This is a genomic window from Enterococcus sp. AMC1251 (assembly GCF_058216535.1).
Genome location: NZ_CM177098.1, coordinates 415,149 through 434,118, shown reverse-complemented (window position 1 = coordinate 434,118; position 18,970 = coordinate 415,149). Strand labels below are relative to the sequence as shown.

17 protein-coding genes are annotated in these 18,970 nt (G+C 37.8%); 4 read left to right on the top strand and 13 right to left on the bottom strand.

Annotated elements, in window-relative coordinates:
• Positions 1-24: 24 nt before the first annotated feature.
• Complete coding sequence (locus tag AC4BBR_RS01925; RefSeq protein ID WP_490460923.1) at positions 25-1,452, bottom strand: 6-phospho-beta-glucosidase; 1,428 nt, start codon at positions 1,450-1,452, stop codon at positions 25-27.
• A gap of 30 nt (positions 1,453-1,482) precedes the next feature.
• Positions 1,483-3,366, bottom strand: coding sequence for a beta-glucoside-specific PTS transporter subunit IIABC (locus AC4BBR_RS01920; RefSeq protein ID WP_490460922.1), 1,884 nt, complete (start codon positions 3,364-3,366; stop codon positions 1,483-1,485).
• Between the two features lie 184 nt (positions 3,367-3,550).
• Here AC4BBR_RS01920 and AC4BBR_RS01915 point away from each other — a divergent pair, with 184 nt between their 5' ends.
• Positions 3,551-4,246, top strand: coding sequence for a GntR family transcriptional regulator (locus AC4BBR_RS01915; protein WP_490460921.1), 696 nt, complete (start codon positions 3,551-3,553; stop codon positions 4,244-4,246).
• 140 nt (positions 4,247-4,386) lie between these two features.
• Here AC4BBR_RS01915 and tuf read toward each other — a convergent pair whose 3' ends face one another.
• The 4 genes from tuf to rpsL all read right to left on the bottom strand — a co-directional run bounded on the left by tuf (position 4,387) and on the right by rpsL (position 8,830).
• On the bottom strand, positions 4,387-5,574 hold the full coding sequence (tuf, locus tag AC4BBR_RS01910; protein ID WP_069645950.1) for an elongation factor Tu: 1,188 nt from the start codon (positions 5,572-5,574) through the stop codon (positions 4,387-4,389).
• Positions 5,575-5,713: 139 nt separating this feature from the next.
• Positions 5,714-7,801 (bottom strand): elongation factor G, encoded by a 2,088-nt coding sequence (fusA, locus tag AC4BBR_RS01905; RefSeq protein ID WP_490460920.1) that lies wholly within the window; start codon positions 7,799-7,801, stop codon positions 5,714-5,716.
• Positions 7,802-7,883: 82 nt separating this feature from the next.
• Positions 7,884-8,354: a 30S ribosomal protein S7 gene (rpsG, locus tag AC4BBR_RS01900; protein WP_010761695.1), complete on the bottom strand. Its 471-nt coding sequence runs from the start codon at positions 8,352-8,354 to the stop codon at positions 7,884-7,886.
• Positions 8,355-8,410: 56 nt separating this feature from the next.
• Positions 8,411-8,830, bottom strand: a complete 420-nt coding sequence (gene rpsL, locus AC4BBR_RS01895; protein ID WP_010761696.1) for a 30S ribosomal protein S12 — start codon at positions 8,828-8,830, stop codon at positions 8,411-8,413.
• Between the two features lie 354 nt (positions 8,831-9,184).
• Here rpsL and rpiA point away from each other — a divergent pair, with 354 nt between their 5' ends.
• The 3 genes from rpiA (at position 9,185) to gpmA (ending at position 11,490) form a co-directional block, all read left to right on the top strand.
• Complete coding sequence (rpiA, locus tag AC4BBR_RS01890; RefSeq protein WP_490460919.1) at positions 9,185-9,862, top strand: ribose-5-phosphate isomerase RpiA; 678 nt, start codon at positions 9,185-9,187, stop codon at positions 9,860-9,862.
• Positions 9,863-9,992: 130 nt separating this feature from the next.
• A complete protein-coding gene (locus AC4BBR_RS01885) occupies positions 9,993-10,574 on the top strand; it encodes a recombinase family protein (protein ID WP_490460918.1) in 582 nt (193 codons plus the stop codon).
• A 229-nt stretch (positions 10,575-10,803) separates the two neighbouring features.
• Positions 10,804-11,490: a 2,3-diphosphoglycerate-dependent phosphoglycerate mutase gene (gene gpmA, locus AC4BBR_RS01880; RefSeq protein WP_490460917.1), complete on the top strand. Its 687-nt coding sequence runs from the start codon at positions 10,804-10,806 to the stop codon at positions 11,488-11,490.
• Positions 11,491-11,575: 85 nt separating this feature from the next.
• Here gpmA and AC4BBR_RS01875 read toward each other — a convergent pair whose 3' ends face one another.
• The 7 genes from AC4BBR_RS01875 to deoB form a co-directional block, all read right to left on the bottom strand.
• The gene (locus AC4BBR_RS01875) at positions 11,576-11,986 is read right to left on the bottom strand and encodes an immunoglobulin-like domain-containing protein (RefSeq protein ID WP_490460916.1); all 411 of its coding nucleotides are present in this window, start codon (positions 11,984-11,986) and stop codon (positions 11,576-11,578) included.
• A gap of 8 nt (positions 11,987-11,994) precedes the next feature.
• Entirely contained in the window at positions 11,995-13,785 is a 1,791-nt protein-coding gene (locus AC4BBR_RS01870) for a BspA family leucine-rich repeat surface protein (protein WP_490460915.1), read from the bottom strand.
• A gap of 18 nt (positions 13,786-13,803) precedes the next feature.
• Positions 13,804-14,259, bottom strand: a complete 456-nt coding sequence (locus AC4BBR_RS01865) for a DUF1307 domain-containing protein (RefSeq protein ID WP_490460914.1) — start codon at positions 14,257-14,259, stop codon at positions 13,804-13,806.
• 621 nt (positions 14,260-14,880) lie between these two features.
• Entirely contained in the window at positions 14,881-16,071 is a 1,191-nt protein-coding gene (locus AC4BBR_RS01860) for an iron-containing alcohol dehydrogenase (RefSeq protein ID WP_490460913.1), read from the bottom strand.
• Positions 16,072-16,214: 143 nt separating this feature from the next.
• Positions 16,215-16,922, bottom strand: coding sequence for a purine-nucleoside phosphorylase (gene deoD, locus AC4BBR_RS01855; protein WP_490460912.1), 708 nt, complete (start codon positions 16,920-16,922; stop codon positions 16,215-16,217).
• A gap of 26 nt (positions 16,923-16,948) precedes the next feature.
• Positions 16,949-17,767, bottom strand: a complete 819-nt coding sequence (locus AC4BBR_RS01850) for a purine-nucleoside phosphorylase (protein ID WP_490460911.1) — start codon at positions 17,765-17,767, stop codon at positions 16,949-16,951.
• A 10-nt stretch (positions 17,768-17,777) separates the two neighbouring features.
• Entirely contained in the window at positions 17,778-18,944 is a 1,167-nt protein-coding gene (gene deoB / locus AC4BBR_RS01845) for a phosphopentomutase (RefSeq protein WP_490460910.1), read from the bottom strand.
• Between the last annotated feature and the right edge of the window lie 26 nt (positions 18,945-18,970).

The following is an 18,970-nucleotide window of genomic DNA, read 5'->3' as shown; positions in this document are numbered from 1 at the left end:
ATATAGGTAGATATTTAAAGTTAGTTATGCCAATCCATTATTTTTAATTACTTGACGATACCAATTGAATGAATCTTTTTTATAGCGTTGCATCGTACCCTTTCCTTCGTTATCACGATCAACATAAATCATGCCATAGCGTTTTTTCATCTCACCTGTCGTAAATGATACTAAATCAATAATTCCCCAAGGCGTATAGCCTAAAAGTTCTACACCATCATAATCTACCGCTTTTTCTAGCGCTTCAATGTGCTTACTTAGATACTCAACTCTAGGTGCATCATGCACTTCTCCATTTTCCAACTCATCAATTGCGCCAAAACCATTTTCTACAATAAACAACGGTACTTGATAACGATCATATAACCGGTTCAACGTAAAACGTAGTCCTTCTGGGTCAATCGCCCACCCCCAATCTGTGGATTGGATGTATGGATTGTCGACGCCATTAGCTAATCCACCGTTAACTATATTGTTGTCTATATCATTTTTAGCATCTGCTTTCACTACCGTTGACATATAGTAACTGAAACCAACGTAATCAACTACACCTGCTTTTAAAACGGCTAAATCTTCTAAGCGAATATCAATATTATAACCTTCTCTTTCAAATTCTTTTAACGCGTAATTTGGATATTTCCCACGGACATGTACATCCGCAAAGAAAAATCTTTGGCGATTTGCTTCTTCAGCTGCCATAATATCAGCTGGATTACACGAATATGGATAGATCGGCACATGAGAGACCATACAGCCAATTTGAAAACCAGGATTAATCTCTTTACCAATCATCACAGCTTTAGCACTAGCAACCAGTTCGTTATGCGCAACTTGGTACATCACTTCTTTGGCATTTTCACCTTCTTCAACCAAAACTCCTGAATTCGTCCATAAAAATATGGGATTATTGACATCCATTTGATTATTAATTTCGTTGAAAGTCATCCAATACTTCACTTTATCCTGGTAACGCTCAAAAACGACTTTGGCAAATTTAGCAAAGAAATCAATGACTTTACGATTACGAAAGCCACCATACTCGCGCGCTAAATGTAAAGGCATTTCAAAGTGTGACAATGTGATGACTGGTTCAATACCATTTTTCAATAGTTCATCGAAAACATCATCATAAAATTTTAGACCCGCTTCATTCGGCTCGACCTCATCTCCTTTGGGAAAAATTCTTGTCCAAGCGATTGAGGTACGTAAGCACTTCAAACCCATTTCCGCAAACAACGCAATATCTTTCTTGTATTCATGATAAAAGTCAATTGCAACGTGATTGGGATAAAATTTATCTGTTTCAATTATTTCTGTAATTTCTCTAGCAACCCCATGTTCCCCTGCGGTCATCACATCAATAACACTTGGTCCTTTACCATCTGCATCCCATCCACCTTCAAATTGATGAGCAGCTAGAGCGCCACCCCATAAGAAATTTTTCTGTACCATCTCTGTATTCCTCCAATTATTTAATTATTTTTATTTAAATTCCAGTATTATATCGTTGCGTTCGATTTTCGTTTTTTTCGTAATCGACATCCCACTCAATTCATTACTATTAGGCACTACAATAATTGTTGTAGTTGGGTATCCAGCAGCTTCAATTTTTTCTGCATCAAAACTTAGTAGTAAATCCCCAGCTTGAACCTCTTGATCTTGCTTCACAAAACAATCAAAGCCTTCCCCATGCATATTCACTGTATCCAAGCCAATATGGATTAACAATTCTACACCTTCCTTAGACGTTAATCCAACGGCATGTTTTGAGTCAAAAACAGCACTAACTACTCCAGAAAATGGCGCATAAACTTTATTATCACTCGGTTTAATTGCAATTCCATTTCCCATAGCACCACTAGCAAACACTTCATCCGAAACTTGATTCAACGGTAAAAAATCACCTGCTAACGGAGCTAATAATGGATTTTTTGATCCATCTACTACTTTTATAGATTCACCATTTGCTATTTCTTCATTTAATTCTTGGTCATCCTTAACCGTTTCACCTGTACCAAAAATTTGTACTAGGATAACCGGACCTATTAAAGCAATCAATGAACCAACTACGATTCCAATAAATGAACTTGGGTTATCCGCATTAATCGCATTAACCGTTGTTAAAATACCTGGCAAACCAGCATAAGCATAATAGAAAGGATGGAAGAAACTGGCTACAATAGCGCCAATTCCTCCAGAAATACAGCCATAAATAAATGGTTTTTTCAATCGGAGAGTAACCCCATAAATTGCTGGTTCTGTAATCCCAAAAATACCTGTAATAAATGCTGATAAAGAAACTCCCTTCATGTCTTTGTTTCGTGATTTCAAAAAGACAGCGAGGGCAGCTCCAACTTGTGCAATTACTGCAATCGTTTGGAACGCTTGAAAAGAGTCACGACCATACATATCAAAATTAGCCAAAACCATTGGTGTTACGCCCCAGTGAACACCGAAAATTACAATTACTTGCCACACACTACCAATAATGCCTGCAGCTAAAAATGGTACATTTTCCGCTAGAAAGTTATACCCATTTGCAATTCCAGTTGCCGCTCCAGATGAAATCGGCCCAATAATCAAAATCGTCAGAGGTACCATTACTACTAAACAAATCAACGGTACCAGTAATGAACGAACCACACTCGGAATTCTTTTTTCAATAAAGTGCTCTAGATAAGATAGCAGCCAAACCAAAATAAGCGGTGGCAAAACAGAAGAAGTATAAACCGTCTCAGATAGAGGAATAGAAAAGAATGTAATTGCTTCACCAGAAGCTATTGTACCTGCCATCTCAGCCCAAGTAGGTGATACTAACGCTGCACAACAAGCAATAGCTATATACATATTTGACTTAAAATGGCGAGAGGCAGTTACCGCAATAAAAATGGGTAAAAATGTAAACGGAGCCCAAGAAATAAAGCTAAATACTTGATAGGTCCCTGTTTCTGCAAAATCAGGAAAAGCTAAATTTAATAAAATTAGTATTCCCTGTAAAATCCCCGCTGCTGCTAAAACATATATAAACGGGGCAAAAACGGCTGACATTGTTGCAACAAGTCTATTTAAAACTGATCCTTTCGGTGCATCATTACTTGAGAGATTTTCCATTTCTCCAAGCTTGATAAAAGCATCATAGACTTCTCCAACGTGAGTACCAATAACAATTTGCATCTGCCCGCCAGATTCAACCGCAGTAATCACACCGGTTAATTGAGATAACTGTTCCTTCATCTCAGGTGTACTTGTTCTCAACACAAGCCTCAGGCGCGTGGCGCAACGTGCAACATTTATAACGTTATCCGCTTTCACAATAGTCAAAATATCACTTGCCAATTTGGAATAATCCCTAACTTTTCCACTCAATATAAAAACTCCCTTTTTTAATAATAGATTTACATTTTTATTGTATGGGTATAACATAAATGTAGCCAAACAATTTGTCAACGTTTTTTTATTTACAAATACTAGTTTACTGATACACTAAACTAGATAACCTTTTAAAATTTGATTGATATATCAAACTAGAAAATCTTTATTGGAGGAAGTCATGCTGAAATACCAAGAAGTCGCACAACAAATTGAAAAGAAAATACAAAACAAAAATCTCCCTCAAGGAACAAAATTACCTAGCGTTAACGAATTAGTTGCGGAGTACAAAGTGAGTAAAAATACAATTTTGCAAACATTAAAAGTTTTAGAATCGCGTAGCGTCATTTATCAAGTTCAAGGTAGCGGTATTTTTGTACGCCGAAGAAAGCGCAAGGGATATATCACTCTATTAGAAAATCAAGGTTTTTCTGGAGATTTGACCTATTTTGATGTCATCTCAAAAGTACTCAGTGTAACTGTCGTCAAAGCAACGGAAGAAGTGTCGAATAATTTGCACTGCGCTCTTGATGATGATGTTTACATGGTAAAGCGTATCCAATCGATTCGTGGTCAAATTTTATGTTTAGAAGAATCTTATTATAAGATGAGTGTTGTTACATTTTTAAACGAATCTATTGCAGAAGGGTCAATATTCAATTATTTAGAAAAAGGGTTAAATATTCACATAGGATTTTCCGATAAATATTTAAGTGTACACAAAACTAAAGGAGAAATATCAGCGTATTTGGGGTTACCGGAAGGTTCGCCGATGCTACAAGTAGAGGAAATTTATTTCACAAATACAGGCGATCCCTTTGATTTTTCGAAAAATTACTACCATTATGAACATTCGCAGTTTTTTTTACAAGGCTAAATCAGCGAGACATATTGCAAGAATCATGGTTTTATTCAAAAAGTCAAAAAAAGCCGAAGGGAAATCCCTTCGGCTTACGTCCGAATACCCCGATTTTTTACGTCGGTTCTATTACTTTATATTAAATCGTTAAATTTAAATTATTTAGTGATTTCAGAAACAACGCCTGAACCAACAGTACGTCCGCCTTCACGAATAGAGAAACGAGTTCCGTCTTCGATAGCGATTGGGTGGATTAATTCCACGTCCATTGCAACGTTATCACCAGGCATTACCATTTCAGTACCTTCTGGTAATTCAACTACACCAGTTACGTCAGTTGTACGGAAGTAGAACTGAGGACGGTAGTTAGTGAAGAATGGTGTGTGACGTCCGCCTTCTTCTTTTGATAAAACATAAACTTCAGCTTTAAATTTTGTATGTGGAGTGATTGAAGCAGGTTTTGCCAATACTTGTCCACGCTCGATATCTTCACGGGCTACACCACGTAATAAAGCACCGATGTTATCGCCAGCTTCAGCGTAGTCTAACAATTTACGGAACATTTCAACACCAGTAACTGTTGTTTTAGCAGTATCTTCTTTAATACCAACGATTTCGATTTCGTCACCAACGCGAACTTCTCCACGTTCAACACGACCTGTAGCAACAGTACCACGTCCAGTGATTGAGAATACGTCTTCGACAGGCATCATGAATGGTTTGTCAGTATCACGAGTTGGCGTTGGAATATACTCATCAACTGCAGTCATCAATTCCATGATTTTTTCTTCGTATGAAGCGTCGCCTTCTAAAGCTTTCAAAGCAGAACCAGCGATAACAGGAGTGTCGTCACCTGGGAAATCGTATTCTGATAATAGGTCACGAACTTCCATTTCTACTAATTCTAATAATTCTTCGTCATCTACCATATCCATTTTGTTTAAGAAAACAACGATGTATGGTACACCAACGTTACGTGATAACAAGATGTGCTCACGAGTTTGAGGCATAGGACCATCAGCAGCTGATACTACTAAGATAGCTCCATCCATTTGTGCAGCTCCAGTGATCATGTTTTTAACGTAATCCGCGTGTCCTGGGCAATCCACGTGGGCATAGTGACGAATATCAGTTTCGTACTCGATGTGAGAAGTGTTGATTGTGATACCACGTTCTTTTTCTTCTGGAGCGTTATCGATATCAGCGTATGATGCAGCATCTCCGCCACCGTGTTTAGCTAACACAGTTGCAATTGCAGCAGTTAATGTAGTTTTACCATGGTCAACGTGTCCAATAGTACCAATGTTTACATGGGGTTTAGAACGGTCAAATTTTTCTTTAGCCATTTTAAATGTTCCTCCTAAAATATATGAATTTTATTTTATTTGATAGATAGTTTACAACTACCTGATCATCTTTAATTAGTTTAACCGAAATCGTTAGAAAATCCTAGTCATAAATAAGCAAAGACTTATTTATTAACTATTATGCGTTGTTTCCGCCATTTTTCTTGATGATTTCTTCTTGTACAGATTTTGGTACATCTTCATAGTGGTCAAAGACCATCATAAACGTACCGCGACCTTGTGTTGCTGAACGTAATGTTGTCGCGTAACCGAACATTTCAGCTAGAGGCACCATCGCGTTAACGATTTGTGAGTTCCCGTGTGCTTCCATACCTTCAACACGTCCACGACGACTTGTAACGTGTCCCATGATATCACCTAAGTAATCTTCTGGTACAGTGATCGTTACTTTCATCATTGGTTCTAAGATAACTGGATTAGCCTTTTTAGAAGCCGCACGTAGCGCCATAGAAGCAGCTACACGGAAGGCTGTTTCATTTGAATCGACATCATGGTATGAACCATCGTAAAGTTTTGCCTTAATATCAACTAATGGATATCCAGCAAGAACACCATTGTTCATAGATTCTGCCAAGCCTTTTTCAACCGCTGGGATGTATTCACGTGGAACCACACCACCGACGATAGCATTTTCAAATTCAAAACCTTTACCTTCTTCGTTTGGTGTAAATTCAACCCAGACATGTCCGTATTGACCTTTACCACCAGACTGACGTACAAACTTACCTTCTGCCTGAGTAACAGGAGCACGGAAAGTTTCACGATATGATACTTGTGGCGCACCAACGTTTGCTTCAACCTTGAACTCACGTCTCATACGGTCTACTAATACGTCTAAGTGCAACTCACCCATACCAGAGATAACTGTTTCACCCGTTTCAACATTTGTTTCAACGCGGAATGATGGATCTTCTTCTGCAAGTTTTTGCAAAGCAATACCCATTTTATCTTGGTCAGCTTTTGATTTAGGTTCAACAGCCACTTGGATAACTGGTTCTGGGAACTCAATTGATTCAAGAATAACTGGAGAATCTACCGCACATAAAGTATCACCAGTTGTTGTATCTTTCAATCCAACAGCGGCAGCGATATCTCCTGAGAACACTTTGTCAATCTCTTTACGTGTGTTCGCGTGCATTTGTAAAATACGACCGATACGTTCCTTTTTGTCTTTAGAAGCGTTCAATACGTATGAACCACTTTCAAGGACACCAGAATAGACACGGAAGAATGTTAGACGACCAACGAATGGATCTGTCATAACTTTAAATGCTAATGATGAAAAAGGTGCTTCGTCGTCAGCAGGACGAGTTGTTTCTTCGTCTGTTTTAACGTCAATCCCTTTGATTGCATCGATATCAAGTGGTGATGGTAAGTAATCAAGAACTGCATCAAGCATTAATTGAACACCTTTGTTTTTGAAAGCTGAACCAGCCATTACTGGGAAGAATTCAACGTTAATCGTTGCTTGGCGGATACCCGCTTTTAATTCTTCATTTGTAATTTCTTCACCATCAAGATATTTCATCATTAAGTCTTCATCCGTTTCAGCAACAGCTTCAACTAATTTTTCACGCCATTCAACTGCTTGATCCATATATTCTTCTGGAATTTCAGTTTCTTGAATGTCTGTACCTAAGTCATTTGTATAGATTTCAGCTTTCATCGTAATTAAATCGATGATTCCTGTAAAGCTATCTTCTGCACCAATTGGTAATTGGATTGGATGTGCATTTGCTTGTAAACGATCATGTAATGAGTTTACAGAGTATAAGAAATCCGCACCGATTTTATCCATTTTATTACAGAAAACGACACGTGGAACTTTATATTCAGTTGCTTGACGCCAAACTGTTTCAGTTTGAGGTTCCACACCTGACTGTGAATCAAGAACGGTTACAGCACCATCCAATACACGTAGTGAACGCTGAACTTCAATAGTGAAATCCACGTGCCCTGGTGTATCGATGATATTTACTCGGTAACCTTTCCACTCTGCAGTTGTTGCAGCAGATGTGATGGTAATACCACGTTCTTGCTCTTGTTCCATCCAGTCCATTTGTGATGCACCTTCGTGCGTTTCACCAATTTTATGGATTTTACCAGTATAATAAAGGATACGCTCGGTGGTGGTTGTTTTACCCGCATCAACGTGCGCCATAATACCGATATTACGAGTGTTTTCTAACGAAAATTCTCTTGCCATTCTAGGTTGTTCTCCTCTCTTTATTTAAATCGATTGTAAAGTGACTGTCTGTTGTAAAGTTAAATTACATACAGAGAGGATCTTACCAACGATAATGTGCAAACGCACGGTTAGCGTCCGCCATTTTGTGTGTGTCTTCACGTTTTTTAACAGAAGCACCAGTATTATTGGCAGCATCCATGATTTCTTTCGCTAGACGTTGTTCCATTGTATGTTCACCGCGCAGGCGAGCATAGTTAACAACCCAACGTAAACCCAAAGTTGTACGACGTTCCGGACGAACTTCAACTGGTACTTGGTAGTTAGAACCCCCAACACGGCGAGCTTTTACTTCTAGTACAGGCATAACGTTTTTCATTGCTTGCTCGAAAACTTCCAATGGATCGTTACCTGTAGATTCTTTGATGATATCAAATGAATTATAGATGATATTAGCAGCAATCCCGCGTTTTCCATCAACCATTACACGGTTGATCAAGCGAGTTACTAATTTTGAGTTATAAATTGGATCTGGTAAAACATCGCGTTTTGTAACAGGACCTTTACGTGGCATCCGTAACTCCTCCTTCCGAAAATTCTTTATTATATAAGACCTTAGTGATTGTCAAATTATTTAGCAGCTTTAGGCATTTTAGTACCATATTTAGAGCGGCTTTGTTTACGATCTGTAACACCAGCTGTATCAAGCGCACCACGTACGATATGATAACGTACCCCTGGTAAATCTTTTACACGTCCACCGCGTAATAGTACCACGCTATGTTCTTGTAAGTTGTGACCAATACCTGGGATATAAGCTGTTACTTCGATTAAGTTAGACAAACGAACACGGGCATATTTACGTAAAGCCGAGTTAGGTTTTTTAGGTGTCATTGTTCCCACACGAGTACAAACCCCACGCTTTTGTGGTGAGTTTACGTTCGTTTGAGATTTCTTAAAGCTATTATATCCTTTGTTCAACGCTGGTGAATTAGATTTCTCCACCTTTGATTTACGAGGTTTACGTACTAATTGATTAATTGTAGGCATTCCTTGTTTCCTCCTTCCTCATTTCGCATCTAGTTCCACACATCCAGGTGGTTCTTTTTTAGCGATAAAAAATAATGCAATCTCTGCACTCATTATCAAATATGCTTCGATAGACAGTCAGCACGTCTCCAACGAGAGACCTGTAGATAAAGCACCTTTGCTAGGATAGCACGATAATACGGGTCTGTCAACTACTTGTCGCCTTTTTCTGATAAAAAACAGTTTTTTTTCGTATCCTCATTTTTGTTGCACTTTACTATAGTAGAAAAATGACAATTTCACAAAATCTTTCTATCTTTTTTTTTCGTTTAACGGTACAATATCTTTGATTATTTGAAAGGGGCGAACAAGGGAATGAATCTTAAACAAATGGCAGGAATCGAAGCGGCAAAATATGTAAAAGATGGTATGATTGTCGGTCTAGGTACAGGATCTACTGCAAAATTTATGGTGGATGAAATTGGTCGACGCGTAAAAAAAGAAGGATTATCCATCATTGGCGTAACCACATCAAAAGAAACTGAGCGTCAAGCATTGGCGTTAGGTATTCCTCTGAAAGGAATTGACGAGGTTCCTTACGTCGACTTAACAATTGATGGTGCTGATGAGATCAGTGAAGATTTTCACGGGATCAAAGGTGGTGGAGCTGCGTTGTTATTTGAAAAAATCGTTGCGACGTATTCCAAAAAATGCATTTGGATTGTCGATGACTCAAAACTTGTAAAAAAACTTGGTAAATTTCCGTTACCTGTCGAAGTCATTCCTTACGGCAGCCAACAACTCGTTCGTTTATTCGAAAAAAAGGGCTACGCACCTACTTTACGCACAACAGATACTGGAAAAACTTTGGTTACTGATGGCGGGCATTATATCATCGATCTTCATCTAAAAGAAATAGCAGATCCCATCGCTTTAGGGTCTTATTTAGATCGTTTAGTCGGCGTCGTTGAACATGGCTTATTTCTCCAAATCGTTTCAACCGTTATCATTGGTGGAGAAGCTGGACCTAAAACTATTCATGTTCCAGAATAAAGGAATAGTTGAATAAGATTTAAAAAGAAAGAACACCATTAGAAAAAGATAAGAAACAGCTATCATTTTGATCGTTTATATGCTACATTTTTAGTATCCTACTTAATTTTTTCACTAGAAAGGACGAACGATGAAAACAATTGGTTATGCACGCACCACAATCACTGATAATGATTTAGACGCTCAGATCAAAATCTTATCTGACTTCGGTTGCGATGAGATCTATCCTGAAACTTTTGACGTCACAAATGATAGGCAGCTTATCTCTGAGCTTGAGACTGTCCTAAACGGATTAGCGACAGGCGATACCTTAGTTATTTGTCGCTTAAATCGTTTAGGTCGTTCCACACGACAACTGACCGAACTAACGCAAAAGTTTAAAGGCTCTGGCATTCATTTAGTCAGCTTGGAGGAAGAGATTGATACCCGCAATCCAATGGGAGAAATTTATTTCAAGTTAATGAATAGTCTAGCAATGATGGAATGCGATCTTATCAAAGAACGTACTTTAGTGGGACTGAATAATGCTCGTAAAAAAGGGAAAATTGGTGGACGTCCCAAAATAGATAAAAAAACTATTAAAAAAATACGACACTTATATCACGAAAAGAAAGAAACCATCCAGTTTATTTCTTCAAAGTGCAATGTTTCTGTCGGCACTTGCTATAAATACATCAATTTATCTGAAACGAATATTGCTAACTTTTCCTAAGAGTTATAAAAATGTAATTGACGTAATTATCTAGAAGAGTATGCTGTTTCGGCTATACTCTTTTCTTATTTTGTTTCATTTCTTCTAAACCACTCTAGCATAGACAAACCAAGCGAGCTAGCATTCCTAGTATTTTTTACTAATTTACAATGGAAATCCATTTTAAAACGGTGTACAATAGATAAGGAAATGAAAGTTTCAGAAACTACAACTCAAAGGAGAGCTATACATGCCAAAATTAGTATTTTCTCGTCATGGACTTAGTGAATGGAATGCGTTAAATCAATTTACAGGTTGGGCTGACGTAGATTTAGCACCACAAGGTGTTGAAGAAGCAATCGAAGGCGGACGCAAAATCAAAGAAGCTGGAATTGAATTTGATGTAGCTTATACTTCTGTATTAACTCGTGCGATCAAAACATGTAACTTACTTTTAGAAAACTCAGATCAATTATGGGTTCCTCAAATCAAATCTTGGCGTTTAAACGAACGTCACTATGGTAAACTACAAGGTCTAAACAAAAAAGAAACGGCTGAAAAATATGGAGATGACCAAGTACACATCTGGCGTCGTTCTTATGATACGTTACCTCCATTGATGGAAACAACTGATGAAGGCTCTGCAGCAAACGATCGTCGTTATGCAATGTTAGACCAACGGGATATTCCAGGTGGAGAAAACTTAAAAGTTACTCTTGAACGTGCGTTACCATTCTGGCAAGACGAAATCGCTCCTGCTTTACTGGACAACAAAACGGTCTTAGTAGCTGCTCACGGCAACTCTTTACGTGCGTTAGCAAAACATATCGAAGGCATTTCAGATGAGGATATCATGGATCTTGAAATCCCAACTGGCCAACCACTTGTTTATGAATTAAACGATGATTTAACAGTAGCTAAAAAATACTACTTGTAATATTATAATAAACAAACACTTCTAATCAGTATTAAACTACTAGAAGTGTTTGTTTATTTTTTGCAATATATTATAAATTCTTCCTCTAATTAGTAACTTTCACAGCAAAGCGTTTCATTTCCAATCCAGCATCATTTAGAACTGCTACCTCTACTTTATCTGTTGGAGATAAAATAGCAACTCCCAGTAAACTAAACGTTCCATCTGCTGCTATTTTTGCAGTTTGTTGACGTCTTCTATTCACATATAAACGGACAGATTTCGCCCCTTGCCCTTTCACACTTCCAGTCACGTAAGGTTCATTCAATTTATAAGCAGCTATATCCATTTCAAGGACAGGTTCTTGAATCGTTACACCTTTACGAGTGATTTCTTCATCATAACGATAGCCAACTATTTCCACTTCATCATCGGCATATTCAATCAATCCTTCAGCACTAAAATTAAATTGTCTCGTTGATGTTAATAGTTTTCGTTCTATTTCCTCACCATTCACTACTAAAGCTACATGTGTATGGAAATAATCTGTTTGTCCTGAAACATTTGTATCTTCATATAAGGATTAACTGTTAAGCTATATTCTTTCTCTTCTATACTAACTGTTTTTCTTTCCAATTCATTGTTTCTTCGATCTAGTGCAACAACTTCTACTTTATCTGTAGTTTTTGTGATGGATCCTTCTGTATCTAGCTCGAAGCTTCCAACACTAGAAACTGGAGCTGTCGTGATAACTTCTCCATTAACAACTAGTTGTACTTTTCTGGCCGCTAAATCTGCTTCAACAACTCCAGTGACATAATCATCCATTCCTAAATAGAAAGAATCAATTAATAGATGACTTGGAGCTGTTACGGTTACAGTACTTGTCGCTTGGAAACCACCGTCTTCTGTTACACCCGTAATAGTAGCTGTTCCTTTACCCACAGCTTTTACTACTCCATCAACAGAAACAGTCGCCACAGCCTCATCAGAAGTTGTATAGCTGACTTTTTTATTTGTTGCATTATCTGGTGTAACATTAGCTATTATGTTTGCTTCTTGCGAAATAGCTAATTCTAACGTAGCAGGGGTTAATTGAAGTCCAGTGACTTTTGTAGTATCTGCAACTTTTTCACGGACATACTTTCCTGGCTTCGTTCCGTCATAGTTTGTCATAAAATCTTCACTGCTAGAATAACTATTTTGTGTATCAGAGGAGACCAGTACCCATTGCCCAGTATATATATTGTCTTTTTTCTCTGGAAGACGAATGGAATTGTTCAATAAAGTACGCTCTCCTAAAATCAGAGTGTCTACAGAAGTCTTATCTAGACTATCAATCATATCAACCACATTAGATGTATCCCACTGACTCAAATCTAATGTTGTAACTTTGGTGTTTCTAAACATCATCCTCATATATTTTACCTTACTTGTATCCCAGTTACTCACATCCAGTATCTCTAAGCGGGATAACGATATAAACATACCCTGCATATTTGTTACATTCCTTGTATCCCATCGAGATACATCTAACTTTGTTATTCTATACATAAATGCAAACATATTATGCATATTAGTCACTCTACTAGTATCCCAGTTGCTCACATCCAGCGTGACTAAACCCTCTGTTCTTAAGAACATTCGAGACATATCAGTCACATTGCTAGTATTCCATTTACTTACATCTAGTGCTACCAAGCTCTCTGCTGAATCAAACATTCCTCTCATATTAGTTACATTGGATGTATCCCACTGAGATACGTTCACCGTTCTCAACTTAGAGTTTTTATAGAACATGTTAGACATATCGGTTACATTACTTGTATTGAATAACTCGCCTCCTTTAATGGATTCCAACTCTTCCAAAAGGCTAAATGAGAAACTAGAATTTTTATCTGCTAGAACAGGTTTCGTGAAAATTATATGGCTAATGAAGCTATTTTCTGGAAGAGACTTCTCAATTGCATCACGAATAGATTCTTGTGGAAATTCTCCTTCCCCAAAAACAAGTGTTTGCGTTTCTTTTTCATATGTCCAAGGTACCGTTCCATAGGTTCCTGTAACTGCTTCTATTGTTTCACTGACCTTGTCAGTTGTATCAGATGTTGTGACCTCATCTTGCGTGGTTACTTCGGTTATGTCCTTTGACTTACTGGATTCTGTTGTTGTTTCTTCCATCGCTTTTTGCACGCTGGACTCTGTGGAACCAATAGTTTTCTCCTGCTCTTCTGCTAATACAGCAGGTGCTTGTAATCCAACAGCTCCGATCAATCCTACGACCAACATTCCTTTTATCACTTGTTTCTTTTTCATACTTCCTCCTTTTGGATTCTAATTTTTCTTCTTGAATCCTAATTGAATTAATTTTTCTTCGTTCACTTTTTCACTTGCAGAATCAAAGTCGCCCTCCGGTAAGGAAAGTAATGGTAACCTCTTCACTTCTTCTTCAGATAGTTTCCCCAACTCAAGCTCAATTGTCTCGACTGCTTGACTTTTTTGGAAATCTATTGAGTAGCTAATCCCACTTTTGTTACAGTAAAGATTCTTACTTGGTTCTAATAACTTTTCTGCTTTAGCTTTTGTTTCCACACCCATTGTTTTATATTGAATAATTGTTGTAACGGTTTGTTTTAATAGCTGATCCTCTTTGTACATATTTTGCACCGTCACGTTTTCATCATCTTGTTTTAACGTATATGAAACTTTTTGTTCCTTAGAACCACATGCGGATACAGTCAACAGAAATAACATACCTACCCCAACAAGCCATTTTTTTTCTTCATCCACTTACCCCCTCCCTTAAATAAATAATAACACATAAAAATGACAAAAACTTGTTGATTTTTTAAATTCAATTATATTTAAAAATTATCAAAACAAAGAAATATAACGATTTTTATGTATGGATTATTAATATTTTATACAATAAAATTTGCATCATTTTTAGTTAAAATAACATTCAAAAAAACAAAACCTCTATTATCCTCTCTCTTATTCACAAAAATAATCAAAAATTTGGAATAAAATAAACATTTTCATTATAAAAATACATCTCTGATACCAACGAAAACTATCTATTGATAATGTTTCTACTCTTAGAGATGTATCCTATTTTGTTTTTTATAAGATATAATAGTAAAAATCAATGAGGCCGAGACAAAAGCGTTTAGCTCCGAGAAATAAGAGGGCATTCACGAAAATTGCTTGTCAAATTTTTGTGACCAAGTAGGTACTATTCTACATCAGCTCGTACCTCGCTGTGTTTCACAGCAATTTCAGCTTATTTCCGAAGCGTAGTCGCTGCTTTTTTCTCGCCGTTTATTCGGATTTAGAGCGTGAAACAAAACTAATCTTTCGTTTTGTCCCACGCTCATTGTTTTTTTGTTAATGACTTTTATAGTTAATTTTCTATACAAACTTCGATTCTGTCATACATTCTTGATAAATCGCCTCAACATCTGATTCAGCTAATGGAACAAATGCATCTGTTTTTATGGTACTGTGTGCTACTGCTTGTTTCGCCATTTCTCCAAATTTCTCCTCATCAATTCCAACTGCGGGCAATGTCATCGGAATGCCACACGCTTTGAAAAAATCGTAGGTTGCTTGAATGCCTTTTTCCGCTGCAAGCATCGGATCTGTCTCTACGATCCCCCAAACATTATGGGCAAACTGAGCAAATCTCGTTACGGTTTGTTCTGAAAGTACATAGTCCATCCAACGTGGTGTTAAAATAGCCAACCCAATTCCATGCGTAATATCATAAAAGGCACTTAGTTCATGTTCCATTGCATGACATGACCAAACGCCGTGTTTACCATTTCGTGTCAATCCATTCAATGCTAAACTACTTGACCACATCAAGTTAGCACGAGCATCATAATCGTCAGGGGTAGCAAGAGCAATTGGACAATTTTTGATGACAGCACGCATCAGACCTTCCGATATAAAGTCTTGTACGTCAGTTCCTTCCGTTATATTAAAATAACTTTCAAATAAATGGCTTAAGATATCGGCAGAACCTGCTGCTGTTTGATATGCTGGTACAGTAAATGTCGTAGTCGGATCCAAAAATGAAACTTTCGGCATCATCGCAGGTCCCCCAACACCTAATTTTTGATTGGTTGCTAAGTTTGTGATCACAGCGCCACTATTCATTTCACTGCCTGTTGCCGCTAAAGTTAAGATCGTAACAACCGGCAAAGCTTCACCTTGGAATCCTTTGCGTCCTACTATAACTTCCCACGGATCTTCATCACTGTAAAAACCTGCTGCAATCACTTTAGAACAATCGATCGTTGAGCCACCGCCAACAGCCAAAATGACATTAATATCATTTTCGCGACACAATGCTACACCACGACGAACCGTTTCGATACGAGGGTTAGGCTCTACACCACTCAATTCAACAACTTTATTTTGATTGTTTCCAAGTAAATCAATTACTTGATCGTATAATCCATTTTTCTTGATACTTCCGCCACCATAAACTAAAAGTACATTTTTTCCATACATATTTAGCACATCTGTAAGTTCATCAGCTAAGCGACCTTTCCCAAAGCGAATATCTGTCGGTACATAAAATCTAAAATTATCCAATTTTTCTTCCTCCGTTCAATTTAGGCTCACTACTATATGATACTCCATCAAAAAAGAGTGTCAAAAAAAACAACTCTTTGGTTCCACTTGATTAAATCGTGGTATAAAAACAGCTCCATCGAAATCAGGAGCTGTTTCACTATCTAACTATTAATCGCAGTTTCCAATCCTACTTCTATCATATCATTGAATGTTGTTTGACGTTCTTCAGCAGTTGTTTCTTCACCTGTTACTAAACTGTCACTAACAGTCATGATCGCCAAAGCTTGTATATCAAATTTTGCAGCTAAATAATAAAGTGCTGCTGCTTCCATTTCGATTGCCAAGACTCCTAATTTACCTAGTTCAAACACGTCATCCATGCTATCTTTATAAAAGACATCATCAGACAAGACGTTTCCAACATGGGTAACGAAGCCTTTTTCTTTTGCTGTTGTGTAGGATTTTAATAGTAAATCAAAATCAGCAATTTGCGGGAAATCATATTTAGGAAAATCATTGCGGATCATTGAAGATGGTGTTGCTGCCGCTTGCGCGATTACCAAATCTCTAACACGAACTTTTTCAGAGATTGATCCACAGGTACCAACACGAATCATTTTTTTCACGCCATAAGAATTAATCAGCTCATGAGCATAGATTGTTGCAGAAGGCATCCCCATCCCTGTTCCTTGAACAGAAACTCGTTCACCTTTGTACGTACCTGTATAACCTAGCATTCCTCTTACTTGATTGTAGCAGACAGGATTTTCTAAAAATGTTTCAGCAATGTATTTCGCACGCAACGGATCTCCTGGCAATAGAATTTTATCTGCGATTTCACCTTGTTTTGCTTCGATATGAATACTCATATTTTTTCTCCTTTATAATAAAACGTTTATAGTTCAGCTAATGTTGCTTTAATCAGTTCTTTAAATTGGGATTTAACACGTTCTGTTGTTTCTACAACTTCCGCATGATTTAAGCTACTTTGCATACCAGCAGCTAAGTTTGTGATACAGGAAATACCTAAGACGTTCAATCCACTATGCGCGGCAACGATAACCTCTGATACAGTCGACATACCAACTGCATCAGCCCCCATCACACGAGACATGCGGATTTCAGCTGGCGTTTCATATGTTGGGCCAGAATACCCCATATAAACACCTTCTTTCAGAGGCACATTTTGTTCTTTTGCTACTTTTTTAGCAATTTCAAAATAAGCTGGTGTATAAGCATGACTCATATCCGGGAAACGTGGCCCCATCGCTTCGTCATTTTCACCGATCAATGGATTATCGCCAGTGAAGTTGATGTGATCTGTAATCAACATCAAATTACCTGGCGTGAAGTTTTCGTTTACACCACCTGCAGCGTTTGTGACTACGATTGAATGGGCACCCATCGCCGCCATCACGCGAACCGGATACGTTACTTTTTGCATCGAGTGACCTTCATAATAATGGAAACGCCCCTGCATAGCCAAAACTTTTTTACCAGAAAGCGTGCCATAAACAAGCTTTCCCGCATGACCAACAACTGTTGAAACTGCAAAATGAGGTACTTCTGAAAAGGGAATTGCAATAGGATTTTCTACCTCATCCGCTAATTCGCCTAAACCAGAACCTAAAATTAACCCAAAATCAACTTCACCAACACCTTTTTCTTTTAAAAATGCCGTTGTCTCTTTTAACATCTCACTTAATTTTGTCATCATTTCTCTCCTATACCAGTTTATTTAAAAAACTTTCGCCATTTTCTGTTTTTGGAACAGCAAAGTTTTCCGCAATTGTTGCTGAGATATCTGCGTAATATCCTTGAGGTAAACTACCTTGCCCAGTCATTTTTTTACTGTACACTAACAATGGTACATATTCTCTCGTATGATCTGTTCCAGGGAATGTTGGATCATTTCCGTGGTCAGCTGTAATCATAAGTAAATCATCGTCTTCCATTGCATCGATTATTTCAGGAAGTCTTAAATCAAAGGCTTCGATTGCATGAGCATAACCGACTACATCACGACGATGACCATATAACGCATCAAAATCAACTAAGTTAGTAAAACTTAATCCTTCAAAATCGCGTTTCATCACGTTAAGCAGTTGATCTACACCATCCATATTGCTTTTTGTACGAACAAAATCTGTCATTCCTTGACCATTGAAAATGTCATTGATTTTCCCAACTGCAATGACTTCTTTGCCATTATCTTTCAATGAATCAAGAACGGTACGACCGAATGGGTCTAATGCATAATCGTGGCGGTTACTTGTTCTAGTAAAGTTTCCTGGTTCACCAACATATGGACGAGCAATGATACGACCAATCATATATGGTTCATCTTTGGTGATGTCACGAACATACTGACAAATACGGTATAACTCTTCCAAAGGAATGATTTCTTCATGTGCTGCAATCTGTAACACTGGGTCAGCAGATGTATACACAATCAAATCGCCCGTTTCCATTTGATGCTTACCATAATCATCAAGAACTGTCGTACCACTGTATGGTTTGTTACAAACAATTTTACGTCCTGAGAATTCTTCAATTTGTTTTAACAGCTCTTCTGGAAATCCATCTGGAAATACGCGGAAAGGTTTTTGAATATCCAATCCCATGATTTCCCAATGTCCTGTCATCGTGTCTTTACCAACAGAAATTTCTTCTAGTTTTGTTGCATAACCTCTATGGTCAGAGACGGCTTCTACGTTACGAAGAGGCGCGATCATACCTAGACCTAAATTTTCTAGATTAGGAATTGTCAGCCCTGCTTCTTTCGCAATATGACCTAACGTATCACTACCTACATCGCCAAATTTTTCAGCATCAGGCGCTTCCCCTATACCGACTGAATCCATTACAACTAAATGCACACGTTTAAACATAACCATCCTTCTTTCTTATTTTACTT

Coding starts and splice junctions, on each gene's coding strand:
- gpmA (WP_490460917.1), top strand. CDS start 10,804: ATGCCAAAATTAGTATTTTCTCGTCATGGACTTAGTGAATGGAATGCG.
- AC4BBR_RS01870 (WP_490460915.1), bottom strand. CDS start 13,785: ATGAAAAAGAAACAAGTGATAAAAGGAATGTTGGTCGTAGGATTGATC.
- deoD (WP_490460912.1), bottom strand. CDS start 16,922: ATGAGTATTCATATCGAAGCAAAACAAGGTGAAATCGCAGATAAAATT.
- AC4BBR_RS01850 (WP_490460911.1), bottom strand. CDS start 17,767: ATGACAAAATTAAGTGAGATGTTAAAAGAGACAACGGCATTTTTAAAA.
- fusA (WP_490460920.1), bottom strand. CDS start 7,801: ATGGCAAGAGAATTTTCGTTAGAAAACACTCGTAATATCGGTATTATG.
- AC4BBR_RS01915 (WP_490460921.1), top strand. CDS start 3,551: ATGCTGAAATACCAAGAAGTCGCACAACAAATTGAAAAGAAAATACAA.
- AC4BBR_RS01885 (WP_490460918.1), top strand. CDS start 9,993: ATGAAAACAATTGGTTATGCACGCACCACAATCACTGATAATGATTTA.
- rpsG (WP_010761695.1), bottom strand. CDS start 8,354: ATGCCACGTAAAGGTCCTGTTACAAAACGCGATGTTTTACCAGATCCA.
- tuf (WP_069645950.1), bottom strand. CDS start 5,574: ATGGCTAAAGAAAAATTTGACCGTTCTAAACCCCATGTAAACATTGGT.
- rpsL (WP_010761696.1), bottom strand. CDS start 8,830: ATGCCTACAATTAATCAATTAGTACGTAAACCTCGTAAATCAAAGGTG.
- deoB (WP_490460910.1), bottom strand. CDS start 18,944: ATGTTTAAACGTGTGCATTTAGTTGTAATGGATTCAGTCGGTATAGGG.
- AC4BBR_RS01925 (WP_490460923.1), bottom strand. CDS start 1,452: ATGGTACAGAAAAATTTCTTATGGGGTGGCGCTCTAGCTGCTCATCAA.
- rpiA (WP_490460919.1), top strand. CDS start 9,185: ATGAATCTTAAACAAATGGCAGGAATCGAAGCGGCAAAATATGTAAAA.